Annotated in this window: 23 protein-coding genes; 13 read left to right on the top strand and 10 right to left on the bottom strand. The window is 65.8% G+C overall.

What is annotated here, in order from left to right:
• Positions 1-85 precede the first annotated feature (85 nt).
• Both BST40_RS02810 and BST40_RS02805 read right to left on the bottom strand, forming a co-directional pair.
• A complete protein-coding gene (locus BST40_RS02810) occupies positions 86-1,018 on the bottom strand; it encodes a YihY/virulence factor BrkB family protein (RefSeq protein ID WP_075550027.1) in 933 nt (310 codons plus the stop codon).
• Between the two features lie 74 nt (positions 1,019-1,092).
• The gene (locus BST40_RS02805) at positions 1,093-1,278 is read right to left on the bottom strand and encodes a DUF7455 domain-containing protein (protein WP_075549975.1); all 186 of its coding nucleotides are present in this window, start codon (positions 1,276-1,278) and stop codon (positions 1,093-1,095) included.
• Positions 1,279-1,404: 126 nt separating this feature from the next.
• On the opposite strand from BST40_RS02805, the gene BST40_RS02800 reads away from it, so the two are divergent.
• Positions 1,405-1,773: a DUF952 domain-containing protein gene (locus tag BST40_RS02800; RefSeq protein ID WP_083153360.1), complete on the top strand. Its 369-nt coding sequence runs from the start codon at positions 1,405-1,407 to the stop codon at positions 1,771-1,773.
• Here BST40_RS02800 and BST40_RS02795 read toward each other — a convergent pair.
• A complete protein-coding gene (locus tag BST40_RS02795; protein ID WP_075549977.1) occupies positions 1,758-2,129 on the bottom strand; it encodes a RidA family protein in 372 nt (123 codons plus the stop codon). The two genes, BST40_RS02800 and BST40_RS02795, sit on opposite strands and share 16 nt — an antisense overlap.
• Positions 2,130-2,332: 203 nt before the next feature.
• On the opposite strand from BST40_RS02795, the gene BST40_RS30675 reads away from it, so the two are divergent.
• Positions 2,333-2,488, top strand: coding sequence for a hypothetical protein (locus tag BST40_RS30675; protein ID WP_162877260.1), 156 nt, complete (start codon positions 2,333-2,335; stop codon positions 2,486-2,488).
• A gap of 38 nt (positions 2,489-2,526) precedes the next feature.
• Here BST40_RS30675 and BST40_RS02790 read toward each other — a convergent pair whose 3' ends face one another.
• Positions 2,527-4,083: an RNA polymerase sigma factor gene (locus tag BST40_RS02790; protein WP_083153398.1), complete on the bottom strand. Its 1,557-nt coding sequence runs from the start codon at positions 4,081-4,083 to the stop codon at positions 2,527-2,529.
• A gap of 179 nt (positions 4,084-4,262) precedes the next feature.
• Positions 4,263-5,057 (bottom strand): polyphosphate--glucose phosphotransferase, encoded by a 795-nt coding sequence (gene ppgK, locus BST40_RS02785; RefSeq protein WP_075549978.1) that lies wholly within the window; start codon positions 5,055-5,057, stop codon positions 4,263-4,265.
• Positions 5,058-5,244: 187 nt separating this feature from the next.
• Here ppgK and BST40_RS02780 point away from each other — a divergent pair, with 187 nt between their 5' ends.
• Positions 5,245-6,111 carry an inositol monophosphatase family protein gene (locus tag BST40_RS02780; RefSeq protein ID WP_083153359.1) on the top strand — a complete coding sequence of 289 codons (867 nt, stop codon included), beginning with the start codon at positions 5,245-5,247 and terminating at the stop codon, positions 6,109-6,111.
• 5 nt (positions 6,112-6,116) lie between these two features.
• On the opposite strand, the gene cei is transcribed toward BST40_RS02780, so the two are convergent.
• Complete coding sequence (cei, locus tag BST40_RS02775; protein WP_075550029.1) at positions 6,117-6,770, bottom strand: envelope integrity protein Cei; 654 nt, start codon at positions 6,768-6,770, stop codon at positions 6,117-6,119.
• A 185-nt stretch (positions 6,771-6,955) separates the two neighbouring features.
• Here cei and BST40_RS02770 point away from each other — a divergent pair, with 185 nt between their 5' ends.
• On the top strand, positions 6,956-7,258 hold the full coding sequence (locus tag BST40_RS02770; RefSeq protein ID WP_023372621.1) for a DUF4193 domain-containing protein: 303 nt from the start codon (positions 6,956-6,958) through the stop codon (positions 7,256-7,258).
• Between the two features lie 9 nt (positions 7,259-7,267).
• Here BST40_RS02770 and BST40_RS02765 read toward each other — a convergent pair whose 3' ends face one another.
• Positions 7,268-7,744, bottom strand: coding sequence for a DUF3093 domain-containing protein (locus BST40_RS02765; protein ID WP_075549980.1), 477 nt, complete (start codon positions 7,742-7,744; stop codon positions 7,268-7,270).
• A gap of 25 nt (positions 7,745-7,769) precedes the next feature.
• On the opposite strand from BST40_RS02765, the gene dut reads away from it, so the two are divergent.
• Together dut and BST40_RS02755 are read left to right on the top strand one after the other, a co-directional pair.
• The gene (gene dut / locus BST40_RS02760; protein ID WP_075549981.1) at positions 7,770-8,234 is read left to right on the top strand and encodes a dUTP diphosphatase; all 465 of its coding nucleotides are present in this window, start codon (positions 7,770-7,772) and stop codon (positions 8,232-8,234) included.
• Entirely contained in the window at positions 8,231-9,001 is a 771-nt protein-coding gene (locus tag BST40_RS02755; protein ID WP_371687082.1) for a DUF3710 domain-containing protein, read from the top strand. Before dut ends, BST40_RS02755 begins: the two co-directional genes overlap by 4 nt.
• A gap of 15 nt (positions 9,002-9,016) precedes the next feature.
• Here BST40_RS02755 and BST40_RS02750 read toward each other — a convergent pair whose 3' ends face one another.
• Positions 9,017-9,727, bottom strand: a complete 711-nt coding sequence (locus BST40_RS02750) for an alpha/beta fold hydrolase (protein ID WP_075550030.1) — start codon at positions 9,725-9,727, stop codon at positions 9,017-9,019.
• A 156-nt stretch (positions 9,728-9,883) separates the two neighbouring features.
• On the opposite strand from BST40_RS02750, the gene BST40_RS02745 reads away from it, so the two are divergent.
• Together BST40_RS02745 and BST40_RS02740 are read left to right on the top strand one after the other, a co-directional pair.
• Positions 9,884-10,252 (top strand): OB-fold nucleic acid binding domain-containing protein, encoded by a 369-nt coding sequence (locus tag BST40_RS02745; RefSeq protein WP_036411151.1) that lies wholly within the window; start codon positions 9,884-9,886, stop codon positions 10,250-10,252.
• A 67-nt stretch (positions 10,253-10,319) separates the two neighbouring features.
• Positions 10,320-10,991, top strand: a complete 672-nt coding sequence (locus BST40_RS02740; RefSeq protein WP_075549983.1) for a DUF3159 domain-containing protein — start codon at positions 10,320-10,322, stop codon at positions 10,989-10,991.
• Between the two features lie 101 nt (positions 10,992-11,092).
• Here BST40_RS02740 and BST40_RS02735 read toward each other — a convergent pair whose 3' ends face one another.
• Together BST40_RS02735 and BST40_RS02730 are read right to left on the bottom strand one after the other, a co-directional pair.
• A complete protein-coding gene (locus BST40_RS02735; protein WP_075549984.1) occupies positions 11,093-11,785 on the bottom strand; it encodes a potassium channel family protein in 693 nt (230 codons plus the stop codon).
• Between the two features lie 64 nt (positions 11,786-11,849).
• Positions 11,850-12,533 (bottom strand): potassium channel family protein, encoded by a 684-nt coding sequence (locus BST40_RS02730; RefSeq protein WP_063468686.1) that lies wholly within the window; start codon positions 12,531-12,533, stop codon positions 11,850-11,852.
• A 94-nt stretch (positions 12,534-12,627) separates the two neighbouring features.
• Here BST40_RS02730 and BST40_RS02725 point away from each other — a divergent pair, with 94 nt between their 5' ends.
• The 5 genes from BST40_RS02725 to BST40_RS02705 all read left to right on the top strand — a co-directional run bounded on the left by BST40_RS02725 (position 12,628) and on the right by BST40_RS02705 (position 18,282).
• Positions 12,628-14,625: an APC family permease gene (locus BST40_RS02725; protein WP_063468685.1), complete on the top strand. Its 1,998-nt coding sequence runs from the start codon at positions 12,628-12,630 to the stop codon at positions 14,623-14,625.
• A complete protein-coding gene (locus BST40_RS02720) occupies positions 14,622-15,812 on the top strand; it encodes a class I SAM-dependent RNA methyltransferase (RefSeq protein WP_371687085.1) in 1,191 nt (396 codons plus the stop codon). Before BST40_RS02725 ends, BST40_RS02720 begins: the two co-directional genes overlap by 4 nt.
• Positions 15,813-15,917: 105 nt before the next feature.
• Positions 15,918-16,817, top strand: coding sequence for an ABC transporter ATP-binding protein (locus tag BST40_RS02715; RefSeq protein WP_083153357.1), 900 nt, complete (start codon positions 15,918-15,920; stop codon positions 16,815-16,817).
• Positions 16,814-17,524: a fluoroquinolone export ABC transporter permease subunit gene (locus BST40_RS02710; RefSeq protein WP_083153356.1), complete on the top strand. Its 711-nt coding sequence runs from the start codon at positions 16,814-16,816 to the stop codon at positions 17,522-17,524. The genes BST40_RS02715 and BST40_RS02710 overlap by 4 nt, the downstream gene beginning before the upstream one ends.
• Complete coding sequence (locus tag BST40_RS02705) at positions 17,518-18,282, top strand: fluoroquinolone transporter permease (protein WP_075549988.1); 765 nt, start codon at positions 17,518-17,520, stop codon at positions 18,280-18,282. The genes BST40_RS02710 and BST40_RS02705 overlap by 7 nt, the downstream gene beginning before the upstream one ends.
• Positions 18,283-18,346: the final 64 nt, after the last annotated feature.

The raw sequence follows: 18,346 nt of genomic DNA, 5'->3' as shown, positions 1-18,346 counted from the left end.
TTGTCTTGCTATGTGGCGCCCACAATGCCATGGAATTCATCGCTTGACCTGGGCCCCTGTCGATTGGCCCCGCCCAGTCAGACGCCTAGTCGGCCGTTCCCGTGATGGCGGCAGTGCGGGTCCTCAGCCAGTTGCGCAGCCGATGTGCGTGTGTGACCGGCGCCGGCCATTCCTCTTGGATCGCGGCGTTGAGTTCGGCTCCGATCATGACCGCAAAACCACCGAAGAACGCGAACAACAGAAACGCGATGGGCGTGGACAGCGCGCCGTAGGTATAGCCCGTACTGGTGATCCACCTCAGATAGAACCGTAAACCCAGCGTCGCGATCAGGAACACCGTGGTGGCCAGCACCGCGCCGATGACCAGTCGATGTGTCGGCAGCGGTACCGGCAGAGCGACGCGGTAAAGGATGATCACCCCCAACGTAAGGCTCCCGATCAGAGCCGGGTAGTAGCCGTAATGCAGGACATTGGCCAAGCTGGCCGGAATGTGGTCGCTCACCTTACGCGGGCCCACCACCGCGACCGGCGCCGCGGCCACCAGGAACACCAGCATCACCACGTACAGGAACAGCGCGAAGAACCGCTGCCGTACCGGATGGCGCAGCGGAGTCTGGTCATGAGCCTCCACCACGGCGTCGACGTAGGAAGAGATGGCCGACGATCCTGCCCACAATGAGATCAAGAAACCCAGCGACACCACCTCGCCGCGTGCGTTGGCGGTGATGTCGCGGATGGTCGGCTCGATGATCTCGTTGACGACACTGGCTGAGAAGAAGCTGTGGGCGGTGGAAAGGATCGTTTTTTCGATGGCGGGCAAGGTGTCCTCACCGAATAGCGGAGCCACGTAGGCCAGGCTGCCCAGCATTCCCAACAGCAAGGGGGGAAGGGACAGCGCCGACCAGAAACCTGCTTGCGCTGACTCGGAGAAGATCGAGTCGTCCCAACTCTTGGAGAGCGTCCGAAGGCTGATTCGCCAGATGTGGTGTCGGGACGGCTTTGGCGTTTGGTCGCTCATCCGGTCCAGCATTACCGAAGATCGGTCACACGTGGCACATTGGACCCGACTTTAGGCGAGCGAGTTTCGGCGAACTAGTTTCCACTGACCTCCAGCACGGCCGACAGCTCGATCAATTTCGCTTCGTGCTCGTTGGCGTGGTGCTGGCAGAAGAGAAGTTCGGAACCGGACGGCAGCTTGGCGCGCACCCGCGCTGCTGCGCCACAGCGGTCGCAGCGGTCGGCTCTAGTCAGCTCGGGACTGGTCAACGTCGCGTTCATGGCTTCTCCATATCTCGGTAAGTTCACTGTCTCAGACGTTCCCCGTTTTCGCCTTGTTCCCCGGGTGGTATCAGGTGTGTCCTTTCTCACGGATTTGGCGACAATGAGTCGGGCAAGCTGGCTAGTATGTCGTCCACTCCGGCGGTCTTGGTGCACATGTGTGCCGCCTCAGAATGGTCGTCCGCCCGCCGCCGCGGTGGCTTCCGTCCCGGATCAGCGACCGGGTTCATCCATCTGTCGACGCCTGAGCAGATACATCTGCCGGCCAATCGTCTATTCCACGGCCGTCGTGACATGGTCCTGCTGTACATCGACCCGGCGGCGCTCGATTCGCCCGTGCGTTGGGAGCCTGGAACGGTCGCCGATCCGGACTGGATGCTGTTCCCGCACCTGTACGGCGAGCTTCCGGCACGCGCGGTGATCAGCGTCGCCGCCTACCCCCCGGCTGCAGACGGCACCTTCCCGCCGGTTTCGGGCCCTCAGGCACCCACGTAGGCGTCGGCTTCGATCTCAACCAGCAGGCCGGGTGCGATCAGCGCCGAAACCTCGACCATGGTCGCCGCGGGTCGGATTCCGCCGAAAACCTCGGCGTGGACATCGCCGACCTCCCGCCAGCGGGAAATATCGGTGACGTATATCCGGGTGCGGACCACGTCGGCGAGCCTTGCGCCAGCCTGTCCGAGTGCGGCCTCGATGCGGCGTAGGGCGTCTCTGGTCTGCGCGGCGATATCGCTGCCGCTGCCGGTGGTGCCGGCCACTGCCACATGCCGGCCAACGCGCACCGCGCGCGAATAGCCAACGACCGATTCGAAGTCGGATCCGGAGGAGATACACCTGCGGGTTGCTGACATGCCGTGACAGTACGACGGTGGCGGGCGATGCGCCGCCGTTGGGTGCGGGCATCTGGTGTTCCGGCCGTCGGGAAGCATGCCGTGTCGAGGCATGTGTCTAAGGCAGCCCGGGTTGTCGCGACTTTGCCCGGACCCAACCGGTTTCGTCGCATGAAATGTCGGAGATCCTCGATTGACGGCTCGATTCGAGACGAGGATTTCTCATGGATCAGAACACGAACCCGTCGCCCAAACCCTACGACGCCAGGAAGGCGACCGACGAGCAACGCGACCTGCAGGAAAAGCTGCAGCACCAAGGCGACGACCCGGACGCGCCCGGTCTGCAGCAGACTCGGGATCAACTTGCCGACGAGACATAGGTGGAAACCGCACGGTCCCACCACGTCGGCGGGCTCGCTCAATCCAGGTAGTCGCGCAGGACTTGCGAGCGGCTGGGGTGGCGCAATTTCGACATGGTCTTGGACTCGATCTGCCGGATGCGTTCCCGGGTCACGCCGTATACCTGGCCGATCTCGTCGAGGGTGCGCGGCTGGCCGTCGGTGAGGCCGAAGCGCAGCCGTACCACGCCGGCTTCGCGCTCGGACAGCGTGTCCAGGACCGACTGCAGCTGGTCTTGCAGCAGCGTGAACGACACCGCGTCCACGGCCACCACCGCTTCGCTGTCCTCGATGAAGTCGCCCAGCTGGCTGTCGCCCTCGTCGCCGATGGTCTGGTCCAACGAGATCGGCTCCCGAGCGTATTGCTGGATCTCGAGCACCTTCTCCGGGGTGATGTCCATCTCCTTGGCGAGCTCCTCGGGGGTGGGCTCGCGGCCCAGGTCCTGCAGGAGCTCCCGCTGGATTCGGCCGAGCTTGTTGATCACCTCGACCATGTGCACCGGAATACGGATGGTCCGGGCCTGGTCGGCCATGGCGCGGGTGATGGCTTGGCGGATCCACCAGGTCGCGTAGGTGGAGAACTTGTAACCCTTGGTGTAGTCGAACTTCTCCACCGCCCGGATCAAGCCCAGGTTGCCCTCCTGGATCAAGTCCAGGAACGCCATCCCGCGCCCGGTGTAGCGCTTGGCCAGTGAAACCACCAGCCGCAGGTTGGCCTCCAGCAGATGGTTCTTCGCGCGATCGCCGTCGCGGCAAATCCACATCATGTCGCGACGTTGCGCGGCGGGTAGCTTCTCGCCGCGCTCTGCCATCTCCGCCATCAGCTGCGTGGCGTAGAGGCCGGCCTCGATCCGTTTGGCCAGCTCGACCTCTTCCTCGGCGTTGAGCAGCGCCACCTTGCCGATTTGCTTGAGGTAGGCGCGAACGGAGTCCGCGGAGGCGGTGAGTTCGGCGTCTTTGCGTGCCTGGCGCAACGCTTCTGACTCGTCCTCGTCCCATACGAAATCGCCTGAGGCCTTGTCCTTCTCGGTGGGCTCGGCGATCTCCTCCTCGTCATCGACAGCGCTGCCGGGCGCAGCGACAGCCGGAGATTCAACCTCGTCGGTGTCCTCGACGTCGGTTGGATCGAGGTCGGCGTCGTCGACGACGGCGGCGACGACGTCGTCTTCCACGTCGTCTCCCAGGTCGTCTAGGCCCAGACCAGCATCGAGGTCGAGGTCCTCGACGGCGTCGACGTCGAGGTCGGGCTCATCGTCGAGGTCTTCGGCGGCATCGAGCGCAGCCGCCGGGTCGGTGGCCGCGCCTGCAAGTTCGTCGCCGAACGTGCCGGCGTCACGGGCCGGGGCCTTTGCGGCCTTGGCCGCGGTACGGCTTTTCTTCGGGGTGGGGTCCTCGGCGTCGTTGGCGGCATCGGCCGCCTTTGTGGACCGGCCCGCCGCCTTAGTGGCCCGCTTCGCGGGGGCAGCGCCATTGGCTGTCTTTGCCGCCGGTCGCTTGGCGCCGGCTTTGGCCGGGGACTTGGTGGCGGTGCGCTTCACCGGCTCACCGGTCGCCTGGCTGGCCCTGGTCGCTGCCACATACACCCCTTCGGTGGTACTCGCTTCCGGTATGAGTCTGGGCGTGCTGAACCGAAAGTGTCTGCTATGTCGAATGTCGGCGTCGATATCGGCGTGAAAACGTGCGCTCTATCAGTCGGGCGGTCGCCGACGACCATTGTAACTTCACCGCGCGCCCGTACCGCCCGAGCGGGAAAAATTCAGTGGGTCACATCCCTGATGGAGGCCATTGCTGCGCCAACTATCCCAGCGGCATTCTGCAGGGTTGCCGGCACTACCGGGGTGCGATTTTCCAGCAGATGCACCCATTTGTCGGCTTTGCGGCTGATGCCGCCGCCGGCGATGAACAGGTCGGGCCACATCGCGTTCTCAATAGCGACCAGAACCCGCGTCACCTGCTTGGCCCACTTTTCGTAGCTCCAGCCTTTCCGTTCCTTGACCGACGACGCGGCCCGCTGCTCGGCCTCCTTACCCCCGACCTCGAGATGCCCGAACTCGGTGTTGGGTATCAGCTTGCCGTTGTGGATGACCGCAGACCCGATACCTGTTCCGAAGGTGAGCAGGATGACCAGCCCGGAGTTGTCCTTGCCGGCTCCATAGCGTTCTTCGGCAAGCCCGGCCGCATCGGCGTCGTTGAGAACCGTCACCGCTTGACCGCCCAGTTCGGCGGCGATGACTTCGCTGGCGTTGGTGCCGATCCATGACTTGTCCACATTTGCCGCCGTCTGCGCGACGCCGTGCGTGACCACGCCGGGATAGGTCACTCCGAGTGGTCCGGTCCAGCCGAAGCCGTGAACCACCTCGGCGATGGTCTTGGCGACCGCTGACGGCGTGGCCGGTTGGGGAGTCAGTAGCTTGATCCGGTCCCCGATCAGCTGGCCGGTGTCCAGGTCGACGATTCCGCCCTTGATGCCACTACCCCCGACATCGATGCCGAACCCGCGACGTTGTGGTGTGTCATCGGCGGTGTGGGGCAGGGGGTCGGCGCTGGTCATCGGTTCTCCTCGGCGAGACATATGTGTCCGAATACCTTAGCCCGCATGCTTACCGAGACCGGGCATTCTGGCCCGGCTCGGCGACGATACGCGCTCTGTCTGTTGAGGCCTGTTGTGGAGCCGGGCGATTATGGCTCGGCCCGGCGACGACGCGCGCGTCTCCGGGCGATTGTGATGCGATAGTGCGGTGACACGATCCGACAACGAGCCCGCGCGGCTGCGTGCGGTGGCCGAGACGCTCGCCGCGGAGGCGGCCGAGTTCGTCCGTGGTCGGCGCGCCGAGATATTCGGTCTGCATGCGGTCACGGACGCCGGTGACGCGGTCCGGACCAAGACCACTCCGACCGATCCGGTGACCGTCGTCGACACCGATACCGAGCGACTGCTGCGTGAACGGCTGGTTCAGTTTCGGCCCGGTGACCCGATTTGGGGGGAGGAGGGCGGGGGCCCAGCAGACTCGACGGCCGCGGCGGACGCCGTGACTTGGGTGCTTGACCCCATCGACGGCACCGTGAACTTCGTCTACGGCATTCCGGCCTACGCGGTGTCGGTGGGAGCCCAAGTCGGCGGCGTGTCGGTGGCCGGCGCGGTCGCCGATGTCGTCGGCGGCAGGGTGTATTCGGCTGCCGCCGGGCTGGGCGCGCGTGTCACCGACCAGCACGGGACTCGCCGGTTGCGCTGCACCGCTGTCGACAGTTTGTCGATGGCCCTGTTGGGCACCGGCTTCGCGTACTCGACGCGGCGCCGCGCTACCCAGGCAGCGCTGCTGGCCAGGATGCTGCCGGTGGTCCGAGATGTGCGCCGGATCGGGTCTGCGGCCTTGGACTTGTGCATGGTCGCCGCCGGCCAGCTGGATGCCTACTACGAGCACGGGCTGCAGGTGTGGGACCGAGCGGCGGGCGCCCTGATAGCAGCCGAAGCGGGAGCCCGGGTGCTGTTACCCGCCGCGAATGCCCAGGAAGGGGGCTTGGTGCTCGCCGCCGCGCCCGGCATTGCCGACGAGCTGGTGGCGGTGCTGACGCGATTCGATGCTCTCGAGCCGATGCCGGACTGAGCTGCTCAGCAACTGCTTGCGTGGATCTTGGCCACCAGCGTGGGATCCGTCGGCTCCGTGGCACCGGGCCGCAGGCTCGCGAGTACCGCGTCGATGTCGTCGTTGTGGGCCAACGTGGTGAAGTCCGTGCCGAGGACGAGGTCGACCGAGTCGTCGGCACGGCTGTCGTGGAACAGCTCGGTACACGGCGCCACCAGCCATACCGCGGCGGCCGCGGCTTGACCTGCGGTGCCGAACCGGATCTGGCCCTGGCAGGTCAGCCGGGTGCCGGCATAGACCGGGTCGTTGGCGGCCGTCGGCTGGGCGAAACCGAGATCTTGCATGGCCCCGGCGATGTCGCCGGCTTGACCTCCTCGTCCGCTGGCGTTGAGAACGCGCACTTTCGTCTCGCTGAGCTTGGCCGGGGCGACGTCGGTCATTTCGGTCCGCGACACCGGCTCACCGAGCCTGGGCGGCGCCGTCGACCCGGCCGGCTGCGGCGGGGGATTGCACGTCGCGGCCTCGCGGACGTCCGCCGGTCGGGTCAGGGCCACCGTCCACGCCACCGCCGTCGCGATCGCCAGCAGGATCACGACGACAATCGCGGGGCGGGGATTGCGCCGCCGAAATGGCCGACCGTGCTTGTCAAAGGCGGTGCCCTCGGTGATTTGTGCGACCACACGTGCACTGTAGTCCGCGCCTGGATTGCCGCGTTGAGGCCCGATCACGAGGTCGCCGAAGAGAGTGTGACGTAAATCACAGTTGATTGAGCCGAGTTCTGGGCACGAATCGTTTGGTGGATGCGTTCGACGCTGGTACAAAGCGATGCTTGAACTTATGAGAGGGCATGCGAGGGGACGGAATAATGCCTACCGACTATGACGCTCCACGGCGCACCGAGGCCGACGATGTGTCGGAGGATTCGCTCGAGGAGCTGAAGGCTCGACGGAACGAGGCGGCGTCGGCCGTGGTCGACGTAGATGAGTCCGAGTCCGCCGAGTCATTCGAGCTGCCTGGCGCCGACTTGTCCGGTGAAGAGCTGTCGGTGCGTGTCATCCCGAAGCAAGCGGATGAGTTCACCTGCTCGAGCTGCTTCCTGGTGCAACACCGCAGTCGACTGGCCAGCGAGAAGAACGGCGTGATGATCTGTACCGACTGCGCGGCGTGATCGCTGCACTCAGCTTTTCAGGGCCGACAACACCCGCTCGGGGTGACGGCAGCTCACCAGCCAGTACGGGGTGGGGTCTTCCGGGTCGTCGAGCACCAGCAGAACCATGGGGCCGACCCATGCGCGATGCAGTACAAATGCTGCCGGGTCGAGCTGTCGGCCCAGTGCCGCTGACTTGGCGGTGCGCGCCACTTCGGCCGATCGGGACACGACGGCGACCGGCAGGTGCGCCGCACCGGCCCACAGTTCGACGCCGGTCTGGTCGGCTGTGACTCGGATCTCCACCCGGCCCAGCCACAGCAGGGTGCCAGCCGCGACGGCGAACAACGTCGCGAACGGCAGCCAGTCGGGCAGCGCGGCGACACCCATGTTGACTTCGAAAGCGATGAGCGCCGCCGCCGCAAACCCCAGCGGCCACCACCACCACGGCACCCAGAGTCGTTCGCGGTATCGCACACTGTGCGGCGCGACGCGGGTACCCGACATTCGATCGAGAGTAGTCTGTGGCCCCGTGTCGACCAGTCTGGCCGTTGTCCGTCTCGACCCCGGGCTCCCGCTGCCCGGCCGCGCTCATCACGGCGACGCGGGAGTAGATCTCTACAGTGCGCAAGACGTGGAGCTGGCCCCCGGGCAGCGCGCCCTGGTGCCGACGGGCGTGGCGGTTGCCATTCCGTTCGGGATGGTGGGTCTGGTCCATCCGCGCTCGGGCTTGGCCTCCCGGGTGGGTCTTTCGATCGTCAACAGCCCCGGCACCATCGACGCGGGTTACCGTGGCGAGATCAAGGTCGCGCTGATCAACCTCGACCCCGCCACGCCGATCGTGGTGCATCGTGGTGACCGTATTGCCCAGCTGCTGGTGCAGCGGGTCGAGTTAGTCGAGCTGGTCGAGGTCGCGTCATTCGACGAGGCCGGGCTGGCCGAGACATCCCGTGGTGATGGTGGCCACGGCTCCTCCGGCGGACATGCGAGTTTGTGATGGCATTCGGTAGACGCACACGCAACAGGGACAGCGGATCGAGTTCGGCTGAGCCGGAAGCACCGGCCGCCGCCGCGCCGAAAGCATCGGAACTGGCCGACGAAGACGGCGACGAGTTGGTGGGACCGTTCGACATCGAAGACTTCGACGACCCTTCGGTCGCGGAGTTGGCCAGACTCGACCTGGGTTCGGTGTTGATTCCGATGCCGACGGCAGGCCAGGTGCAGGTCGAACTGACCGAGAACGGCGTCCCCAGCGCGGTGTGGATTGTCACGCCCAACGGCCGCTTCACCATCGCGGCCTACGCGGCGCCCAAGTCCGCCGGCCTGTGGCGTGAGGTGGCCGGCGAGCTGGCCGACTCGCTGCGCAAGGACTCCGCTCAGGTTTCCATCAAGGACGGCCCATGGGGTCGGGAAGTGATCGGCACGGCCTCCGGCGTGGTGCGTTTCATCGGCGTCGACGGCTACCGCTGGATGATCCGATGTGTGGTCAACGGCCCGCACGAGACGATCGATGCGTTGACCGACGAGGCTCGCGAGGCGTTGGCGGACACCGTTGTGCGCCGGGGAGACACCCCCCTGCCGGTACGTACCCCGTTGCCGGTGCAGTTGCCCGAGCCGATGGTGGAGCAGCTGCGCGAGGCCGCGGCCGCACAGGCGCAGGCACAGGCGCAGGAGCTGGAGCAGCAACAATCCAACCAGCCGGCGGCGCGACGCGGCGCCGGCGGGTCGGCGATGCAGCAGTTGCGCAGCAGCACCAGCGGCTAGGACTTGGCGAGCGTTCTAGGAGGCGTCTCGGACCTCGGCCAGCGCGGCCAGGCAGGCAGCTCCCAGTGCGGCCGGATCCGCGCCGATCTCATCGAGCGTCACCGTTCGTAGGGCGGCATGCGGCGCCGCGGTCACCCAGTCAACACCGACCTGCAGCGGGTGAATCGGATCGTCGATGGCGGCAGCGACCCCCAACGGCGCGGTCAGCCGCTCGAGGTCGCTGCGGCCAGGCGCGATATAGGCTGCGGCTTCCTCCATGGCGTCGGGTAATTGCGGCCATTGAACCCGCCAGGATCGGGCCAGCTCGTCGGCCAACCAGGCGGGGCTGGATGCCCGCATCTGCGTCGTCGTCGTCGCCAGGCCGTCACGGCGCAGCTGTGAGGCCGTGTGTCGCGCCGCGTGGGCGGCCGGGGCTGATTCGGGCGGGCCCGTCCACGCAGGTAACGCGGCCAGGACCGCCAGGGTCAAGTCGGGATGGGCCAGCGCCCACGCGACGGCGACGGCGGCTCCGATCGAGATGCCGCCGACCACCACCGGGCCTGCCCGCGCGGCGTCGTCCAGGGCGGACAGGTACCCGGCGATCAAGTGCTCTGGTTGTGGTGCAGGTGTCAGCAGCGTCGCACCGACCGCGTTCAGGGGGCCGGAAAACGCCCGGTAGACGTAGTCGTCGTCGGAACCGGTTCCGGGCAACACCACGGCCGTGACTCCGCGAAAATCGACTGGCATTCCTTGATAGTGCTCCGCCATCGCGGGTACTCCGACCCCGGTGCATCGATACGTGTGGCGGACGGGAACCAACAGGTCTACGGTGACCGTTGGCATAGGTGGAATGCTGATCGCAAGAAGAGCTTCCGTTACGACGTTGGAGTGTCAGGAGAGGGCATGGGCGCCCAAGGTTATCTGCGCCGGCTGACCCGTCGATTGACGGAAGATCCGGAGCAGCGCGACGTCGAAGAATTGTCGGACGAAGTCCTCACTACCGGCGCGCAGCGCGTCATAGATTGCCAGCGTGGTCAGGAAGTCACGATGGTGGGCACGCTGCGTAGTGTCGAAACCAACGGCAAGGGTTGCGCCGGCGGTGTTCGCGCGGAGTTGTTCGACGGTAGCGACACCGTGACGTTGGTGTGGTTGGGCCAGCGCCGGATCCCCGGCATCGACTCCGGCCGCACGCTGCGGGTACGCGGCCGGCTGGGCAAGCTCGAAAACGGGAGCAAGGCCATCTACAACCCGCACTACGAAATTCAGCGGTGACCATTTCCGTTATCCGGGTTTGTCTGGGATACGCAGTCTTGAGCCGGCTAGCGGCAGCGGCCCCGGCATGAGTACGCACCGCATCAGCGCAGAGCGCCTGCTGGCACAGGCCGGTGGCGTCAGTGGTCTGGTCTATTCGTCGCTGCCGGTGATCGTCTTTGTCGCGGTGTCCGGTGTGGCCGGATTGTTGCCCGCAATCGGGTCTGCCGTGGGTGTGGCCGCATTGGTGTTGCTATTGCGGCTGATTCGGCGGGAGTCCACGCAGCCCGCCGTTTCCGGGTTCTTCGGGGTCGCCGTGTGTGCACTGATCGCCTACCTGGTGGGTCAGTCCAAGGGTTATTTCTTGTTGGGCATTTGGATGTCGTTGCTATGGGCGGTGATTTTCGCCCTGTCGGTGGTGATTCGCCGGCCCGCCGTCGGTGTCCTCTGGAGCTGGGCCGCCGGGCGGGACCGCGGCTGGCGCGACGTAGCCCGCGCCCGCTACGCGTTTGACATCGCCACGCTGGGTTGGACGCTGGTGTTCGCCGCCCGGTTCATCGTCCAGCGGCTCCTCTACGATGCCGACAAGACCGGCTGGCTGGGCGTCGCGCGCATCGGGATGGGCTGGCCGCTCACCGCGATGGCGGCGCTGGCGACATACGCCGCGATAAAGGCCGCTCAGCGGGCGATGCCGATCGTCGAAGGCCCTGCGGTGGCGGGGGTGGCAGACCTCGATACTGACGCCGGTCGCGAGTTCTAGCGCGTTGCGGGTGTGCGCTCGTTTGTCGGTGTGGTGAAGGCGCTCATTGGGGGGACGCTACCGACTGGGCAGTCGTGGGCCGCACCGGGAGAAGCGTTAGCTCACGCTCGAGGACCGGGCTCGCCCGCCGGCGAAGTTGGCGGCAGCAACAGCCGGCTCAGCTCCTCCTCTGCCTCGGTGACCGCGACGAACAACAATTCGTCGCCCCCTTCCAGCGGCTCATCGGCTTGCGGCACGATGACTCGCGGTCCGCGCAGGATCGTGACCAGGACCGCATCCCGCGGCAATTGCAGCCTGCGCACCGGTTTGCCGCCCCAGGGTGTGTCGTCGGGCAGCGTGATCTCCACCAGGTTTGCCTGGCCCTTGCGGAATTCCATCAGCCGTACCAGGTCGCCGACGGCGACGGCCTCCTCGATCAGCGAGGCCAGCATGCGCGGCGTCGACACGGCCACGTCAACGCCCCAGGCGTCGGTGAACAGCCACTCGTTGCGGGGATCGTTGACACGGGCCACCACCCGCGGCACCGCGAATTCGGTCTTGGCCAGCAGGCTGAGTACCACGTTGACCTTGTCGTCGCCGGTAGCGGCGACCACGACATCGAAATCCTCGAGGTGTACCGACTCCAGCAGGCTCAGCTCGCAGGCATCGCCCAATTGCCAATGCGCGGTCGGGATGGCATCGGGGTCGAGGTGGTCGCGATTGCGCTCGATCAGGGTCACGTCGTGCCCATTTCCGATGAGCTCACGGGTGACTGAGCGGCCGACGGCGCCGGCCCCGGCGACGACTACCTTCATTTGCGCCACTCCTTAACCCCGGCTCGAAGCCGGGCCGAGCCGGGGTCTTCGTCGTCGGCGCGCGTCATTTGCGCGGCCCTGACTCGAAGTCCTCACTGGGCGGCAGGGCCGCAATGGCCACCGCCTCGGCCGCCCGGCCGGAGATGGCGGCGACGTAGACCTGGTCGCCGGCCTGCAGGATCGTCTTCGGCTCGGGCAGCACCCCGGTTCCGAATCGGATCAGGAACGCCGCCCGGGCGCCGGTGGCCTGCTCCAAGTCGGTGACCCGGTGGCCGATCCAGTCCTCGTGCAAGATGACCTCGGCGACCGCGACGGTACCGGTGGGATCGCGCCATTTGGCGGTCTCAGTTTCCCGGAGCAGCGCGTTGAGCAGCCGGTCGGTGGTCCAGGGCACCGTGGCGATCGTGGGAATACCCAGGCGTTCGTAGACCTCGGCGCGCTTGGCGTCATAGATACGGGCGACCACTCGCGGCACACCGAAGGTTTCCCGGGCCAACCGTGCCGAGATGATGTTGGAGTTGTCACCGGAGGACACCGCAGCGAATGCGTCGGCACCTTCGATGCCCGCCCGCAGCAGCACATCTCGGTCGAATCCCTGGCCGAGCACCCGCTCACCGGCAAACTCGGGGCTGAGCCGGTTGAAAGCGGTGCTGTCACGGTCGATGACCGCGACGTCGTGGCCGATGCGGGACAGCGCGTCGGCCACCGACGAGCCGACCCGGCCGCACCCCATCACTACCACTCGCACGTGACGTCCTCTCGGCTGTAGCTGATTCGGGTGTGCAAAATTCTCGCCCAGGGAACGCTACCGTCAAAGCCGTCGGGGCTTACCCTTGGCTCTCGTGTCCAAACTTTCCACCGCCGCGCGGCGGCTGCTGATCGGCAGGCCGTTTCGCAGCGACCGGCTCAGCCACACGCTACTTCCGAAGCGGATCGCGTTGCCGGTGTTCGCCTCGGATGCGATGTCTTCGGTGGCCTACGCCCCCGAAGAGATCTTTCTGATGCTGTCGGTGGCCGGTCTCGCCGCATACTCCATGGCGCCGTGGATCGCACTGGCGGTGGCCGCTGTGCTGCTGGTGGTGGTATCGAGCTACCGGCAGAACGTGCACGCGTATCCATCCGGGGGCGGCGACTACGAGGTCGTCAGCACCAACCTGGGCCCCACCGCCGGTCTCGTGGTCGCTAGCGCCCTGATGGTCGATTATGTTCTCACGGTTGCCGTTTCGATCGCATCGGCGATGTCGAACATCGGTTCGGCGATCCCCTTCGTGTATGAGCACAAGGTGTTCTTCGCGGTGAGCGCCATTGTGTTGGTGACGGCGATGAACCTGCGGGGAGTCCGCGAATCCGGGCTGGCATTCGCCGTTCCGACCTATGCGTTCATCATCGGAGTCGGCGCAATGCTCTGTTGGGGGCTGTTCCGGATCTACGTGTTGGGCAACCCGCTGCGCGCCGAGTCCGCCGGATTCGTAATGCACGCTGAACACGGCAAAGTCGTCGGTGCCGCACTGGCATTTCTGGTGGCCCGCTCATTCTCCTCGGGCTGCGCGGCACTGACGGGTGTGGAGGCAATCAGCAACGGGGTCCCGGCTTTCCAGAAGCCCAAGTCCCGCAACGCCGCCACGACACTGCTCATGCTGGGCACCATCGCGGTGACCTTGTTGATGGCCATGGTCCTGCTCGCCGTCGAAACCGGGGTCCAGGTCGTCGACGATCCGGAGACGCAGCTGACCGGCGCCCCGCCGGGCTATCAACAAAAAACGTTGGTTGCTCAATTGGCGCAGACCGTGTTCGGCGGCTTCCACGTGGGGTTCTTGTTGATCGCCGCGGTCACCGCGCTCATCTTGGTGTTGGCCGCCAACACCGCGTTCAACGGCTTCCCGGTGCTCGGCTCGGTGCTGGCGCAGCACAGCTACCTGCCGCGCCAGCTGCACACCCGCGGAGACCGGCTGGCGTTCTCCAACGGGATCTTGTTCCTCGCGGCAGCCGCCATCGCCGCGGTGATGGCCTTCCGCGCCGAACTCACCGCGCTGATCCAGCTCTACATCGTCGGTGTGTTCATTTCGTTCACCCTGAGCCAGATCGGGATGGTCCGGCATTGGACTCGGTTACTTCGCACCGAGACCGATCCCGCGGGCCGGCGCAAGATGATCCGCTCGCGGGTGGTCAACTCGGTTGGATTGGTGTCTACCGGCACCGTCCTGCTGATCGTCCTGGTCACGAAATTCCTTGTGGGCGCCTGGATTGCGATCGTCGCCATGGGCGCCCTGTTCATGCTCATGAAGCTGATCCGCCGCCACTATGACGCGGTCAACCGGGAATTGGCGGAACAGGCCGCAGCCCAGGACAACGAAATCGTATTGCCCAGCCGCAATCATGCCGTGGTACTGGTGTCGAAGTTGCATCTACCGACACTGCGTGCGCTGGCCTACGCGCGGGCGACCCGTCCCGACGTGCTCGAGGCCGTCACGGTCAGCGTCGATGACGCCGAAACCCGTGACCTGGTGCACAAGTGGGAGGAAAGCGATATCAGCGTGCCGCTGAAGGTCATCGCTTCGCCCTACCGTGAGGTGACCCGTCCGGTTCTGGATTACGTCAAACGGGTCAGCAAGGAATCCCCTCGGACCGTGGTGACGGTGTTCATTCCGGAGTACGTGGTGGGCCGGTGGTGGGAGCAGCTGTTGCACAACCAGAGCGCGCTGCGGCTCAAGGGCAGGTTGCTGTTCATGCCGGGGGTGATGGTGACATCGGTTCCCTGGCAACTGACTTCGTCGGAGCGGGTGAAGACGCTGCAGCCACATGTGGCTCCCGGCGATGCGCGGCGAGGCATCTTCGATTGAACTTGGCACCCGAACTGACGTTGGTCACCGGTGCGCCGGCAAACGGCGGTAGCTGTGTGGCGCGCCACGAAGGCCGGGTGGTCTTCGTCCGCTATGCCTTACCCGGCGAGCGGGTGCGGGTAAGGGTGACCGCCGAGCGTCAATCCTATTGGCACGCAGAGGTTATCGAGGTTCTCGATCCGTCCCCGGACCGGATCGAGTCGTTGTGCCCGATTGCCGGGGTGACTGGCGCCGGTTGTTGTGATCTGGCTTTTGCCGCCCCGGAAGCGGCGCGGGCGCTCAAGGCGCAGGTGGTGGCCGATCAACTGAAACGGCTCGGCGGATACAACTGGTTCGGCGCGGTCGAACCGCTCTCGGATGCCGGTCCCACCGGTTGGCGCACCCGGGTGCGACTGGAGGTGGGACCCTACTGTCGCGTCGGATTTCACCGCTACCACAGCAGCTCCTTGGTGACCGATCTGCATTGCGGGCAGCTACCCGCGAGGATGCTGGACGGCTTGAATTCGGGTCGTGCCTGGCCACCGGGCGGCCAGGTGAACGTGGTGCTCGACGACGACGGCCAGCGTCACGTGATGCTCACGGTGCGCCATGGCCGGCGGGTCGCCACCAGCGCGGTCGAGGGTGAGTCTCGCGCGGTGCAGCGGGTTGGCGGGCGAATTTGGCGGGTGCCGGTGACGGCCTTTTGGCAGGCGCATCGCGATGCGGCGGAGGTGTACAGCGGCCTGGTCGCCGATTGGGCGCAGGCTGCTCCCGGCATGACGGCGTGGGATCTGTACGGCGGTGCCGGTGTTTTCGCCGCGGTGCTGGGTGAGGCGGTGGGGGAGTCGGGAAGGGTATGGACCGTCGACAGCGCGCGTGCGGCGTCGAGGACGGCCCATGCCGCGTTGGCCGATCTGCCGCAGGTAGCCGTCGTCAGCGATTCGGTGCGGCGGGTGCTCGAGGGGCAACCGCCCGGCGCCGACATCGCGGTACTCGATCCGCCGCGCACCGGGGCCGGACGCGACGTGATCAACCTGCTGGCCGCCGCGCGGGTTCCGCGCGTGGTGCATATCGGTTGTGAGGCAGCATCTTTCGCGCGCGACATCGGCCTTTACCGCAGTCATGACTACCTGGTCGAGAAGATCAGGGTGTTCGACGCGTTCCCGCTGACTCATCACGTGGAATGCGTTGCGCTGTTGACCTGCTAGGCCCATGCCGAGCGGCCGCAATCTTGATTATGCTGGCGACGGCGCTCCGGGAAGTCTGGTCGGATGTTCGTATTCGTATTGACGCGGGACGACGGAAGGACGCGCATGCGGGACCCCGAGCCGGCAGTGTCGGATGTTGTGGGCGAGGTGATCCGGGTCCGTCGGCTCACCTATACCTATCCCCGAGCGTCCGCCGCGGCGGTCCGCGGGATGAATTTCACCGTGGGCCGCGGGGAAATCTTTGGATTCCTAGGCCCCAGCGGCGCGGGTAAGTCGACGACGCAGCGGCTTCTCATCGGCCTGCTGCGCGGGCACGGCGGTGAGGTCGCGGTCTGGGGAAAGGACCCGGCAGCCTGGGGATCTGACTATTACGAACGCATCGGCGTGTCGTTCGAGCTGCCCAACCATTATCAGAAGCTCACCGGACTGGAGAATTTGCGGTTTTTCGCTTCGTTGTATGCACAGCCCACCCTGGACCCCATGCAGCTGCTGGATGCCGTCGGTCTGGCCGACCACGCCCATATCCGGGCCGGCAAGTACTCCAAGGGCATGCAGATGCGCCTGACGTTCGCCAGGGCGTTGATCAACGACCCCGAATTGCTCTTTCTCGACGAACCGACCGCCGGCCTGGACCCGGTAAACGCCCGCACCGTCAAGCACCTGATCATGGATCTGAAAGCACGTGGCCGCACGGTGTTTCTCACCACGCACGACATGGCGACGGCTGACGAGTTGTGTGATCGGGTGGCCTTCGTGGTCGACGGGAGGATCGTCGTGTTGGACCGCCCCGCCGAGCTGAAGATCGCCCGGAGCCGGCGCCTGGTCAAGGTCGAGTATCGACGCGACGGCGGCGGCCTGCGCGCTGCCGAGTTTCCGCTCGACACCCTGGCCGACGACCCAGCGTTTTACGCGGTGCTGCGTGACCACCACGTGGAGACCATCCACAGCAGGGAAGCCAGCCTCGACGACGTCTTCGTCGAAGTCACCGGCCGGCGGTTGTTGTGACGCGGCTGGCACAGGCGTTGCGGCTGGAGGTGACGCTGCAGACCCGGCAACGGTTTCTGCACGCGGCGATATTTTCGGGGTTGATCTGGCTAGCGGTGCTGCTGCCGATGTCAGAGCATCTGCGTGCGGTCGCCGAGCCCTATGTGCTCGCCGGCGACATCACCATCATCGGGTTCTTTTTCATCGCCGGCACCGTCTTCTTCGAGAAACAGGAACGCACGCTGAGCGCGGTTGTCGCCAGCCCGCTGCGGTTCAGCGAATATCTGGCTGCCAAACTTATTGTCCTGCTGATGATCTCGCTTGGGGTGGCGGTAGTGGTAGCCACTATCGTGCACGGGTTCTCGTATCATCCGGCGCCGATGATCGTCGGGGTGGGGCTGGGGACGTTGCTGATGCTGCTGGTAGGTTTCGTCAGCTCGTTGCCGTTTGCCTCGATCAGCGACTGGTTTCTGGTGGCGACCATCCCGCTGGCGGTGATGAACCTGCCCGTTCTGTACTACTCGGGTGTCTGGCCAAACCCGGTGTTGTATCTGCTGCCTACCCAGGGACCGCTGCTGTTGCTGGGTGCGGCCTTCGATCAGCTTCGGCTGGCGCCCTGGCAGATCGGGTACGCGGTGGTGTACCCGGCGGCCTGCGTGGCTGCGTTGTATTGGGCGGCCGATGCGATGTTCGGCCGCTACGTCGTCGCAACGGCCGGCGGATGGTAACGGCGCGGTCCCAGGCAGCGCGGGCGCTGGTAGCGTTCGGGCGCAACGACCTTCGTGGTACTTACCGCGATCCGTTGCTGGTGATGATCGTCGTCGCTCCGGTCATCTGGACCAGCGCTGTCGCGCTGCTGACTCCGCGAGTTACCGCTATGTTGGCCAACCGCAACGGCTTCGACTTGGTCCCCTACTACCCGCTGATCTTGACCGGCTTCCTGCTGCTGACGAGCATCATCATCGTGGGCGGCCTGGCGGCGTTCCTGGTCCTGGACGAGCTCGACGCCGGCACCCTGACCGCGCTGCGGGTGACCCCGGTCCCACTGTGGGCCTTCCTCGCCTATCGCGCAGCGACCGTCATGGTGCTAACCACCGGCTATGTCATCGTCACGCTGTCGTTCAGTGGAATACTCGAGCCCGGCTTGGTGCCGTCGCTGATCCCGATCGGACTGCTGGCCGGGCTCTCGGCGGTCGTGACCTTGCTGCTGATTCTGAGCTTGGCGCACAACAAGATTCAGGGTCTGGCCGCGGTTCGTGGACTGGGTATGCTGATCGCGGGTTTGCCCTGTCTGGCTTGGTTTGTCCACTCGTATTGGAATATCGCGTTCGGAGTCTTGCCGCCGTACTGGGCCGCCAAGGCGTTTTGGGTGGCATGTGACCACGGCATCTGGTGGCCGTATCTCGTTGCGGGTGCTGGCTATAACGTGGTCATCGCCTGGGTGCTGTTTTGGCGCTTCTATGCAAAATGCATCAGCTTTGGCTAGTGGAAGTCCAGCAGTCCGGTCGTCACCTCGCTGGGGAGTTGGTCGTCGGCCTCATGACATGTCC

It is taken from the genome of Mycobacterium persicum (genome assembly GCF_002086675.1).
Classification (GTDB): domain Bacteria; phylum Actinomycetota; class Actinomycetes; order Mycobacteriales; family Mycobacteriaceae; genus Mycobacterium; species Mycobacterium persicum.
This window is presented reverse-complemented; position numbering and strand designations above follow the sequence as displayed.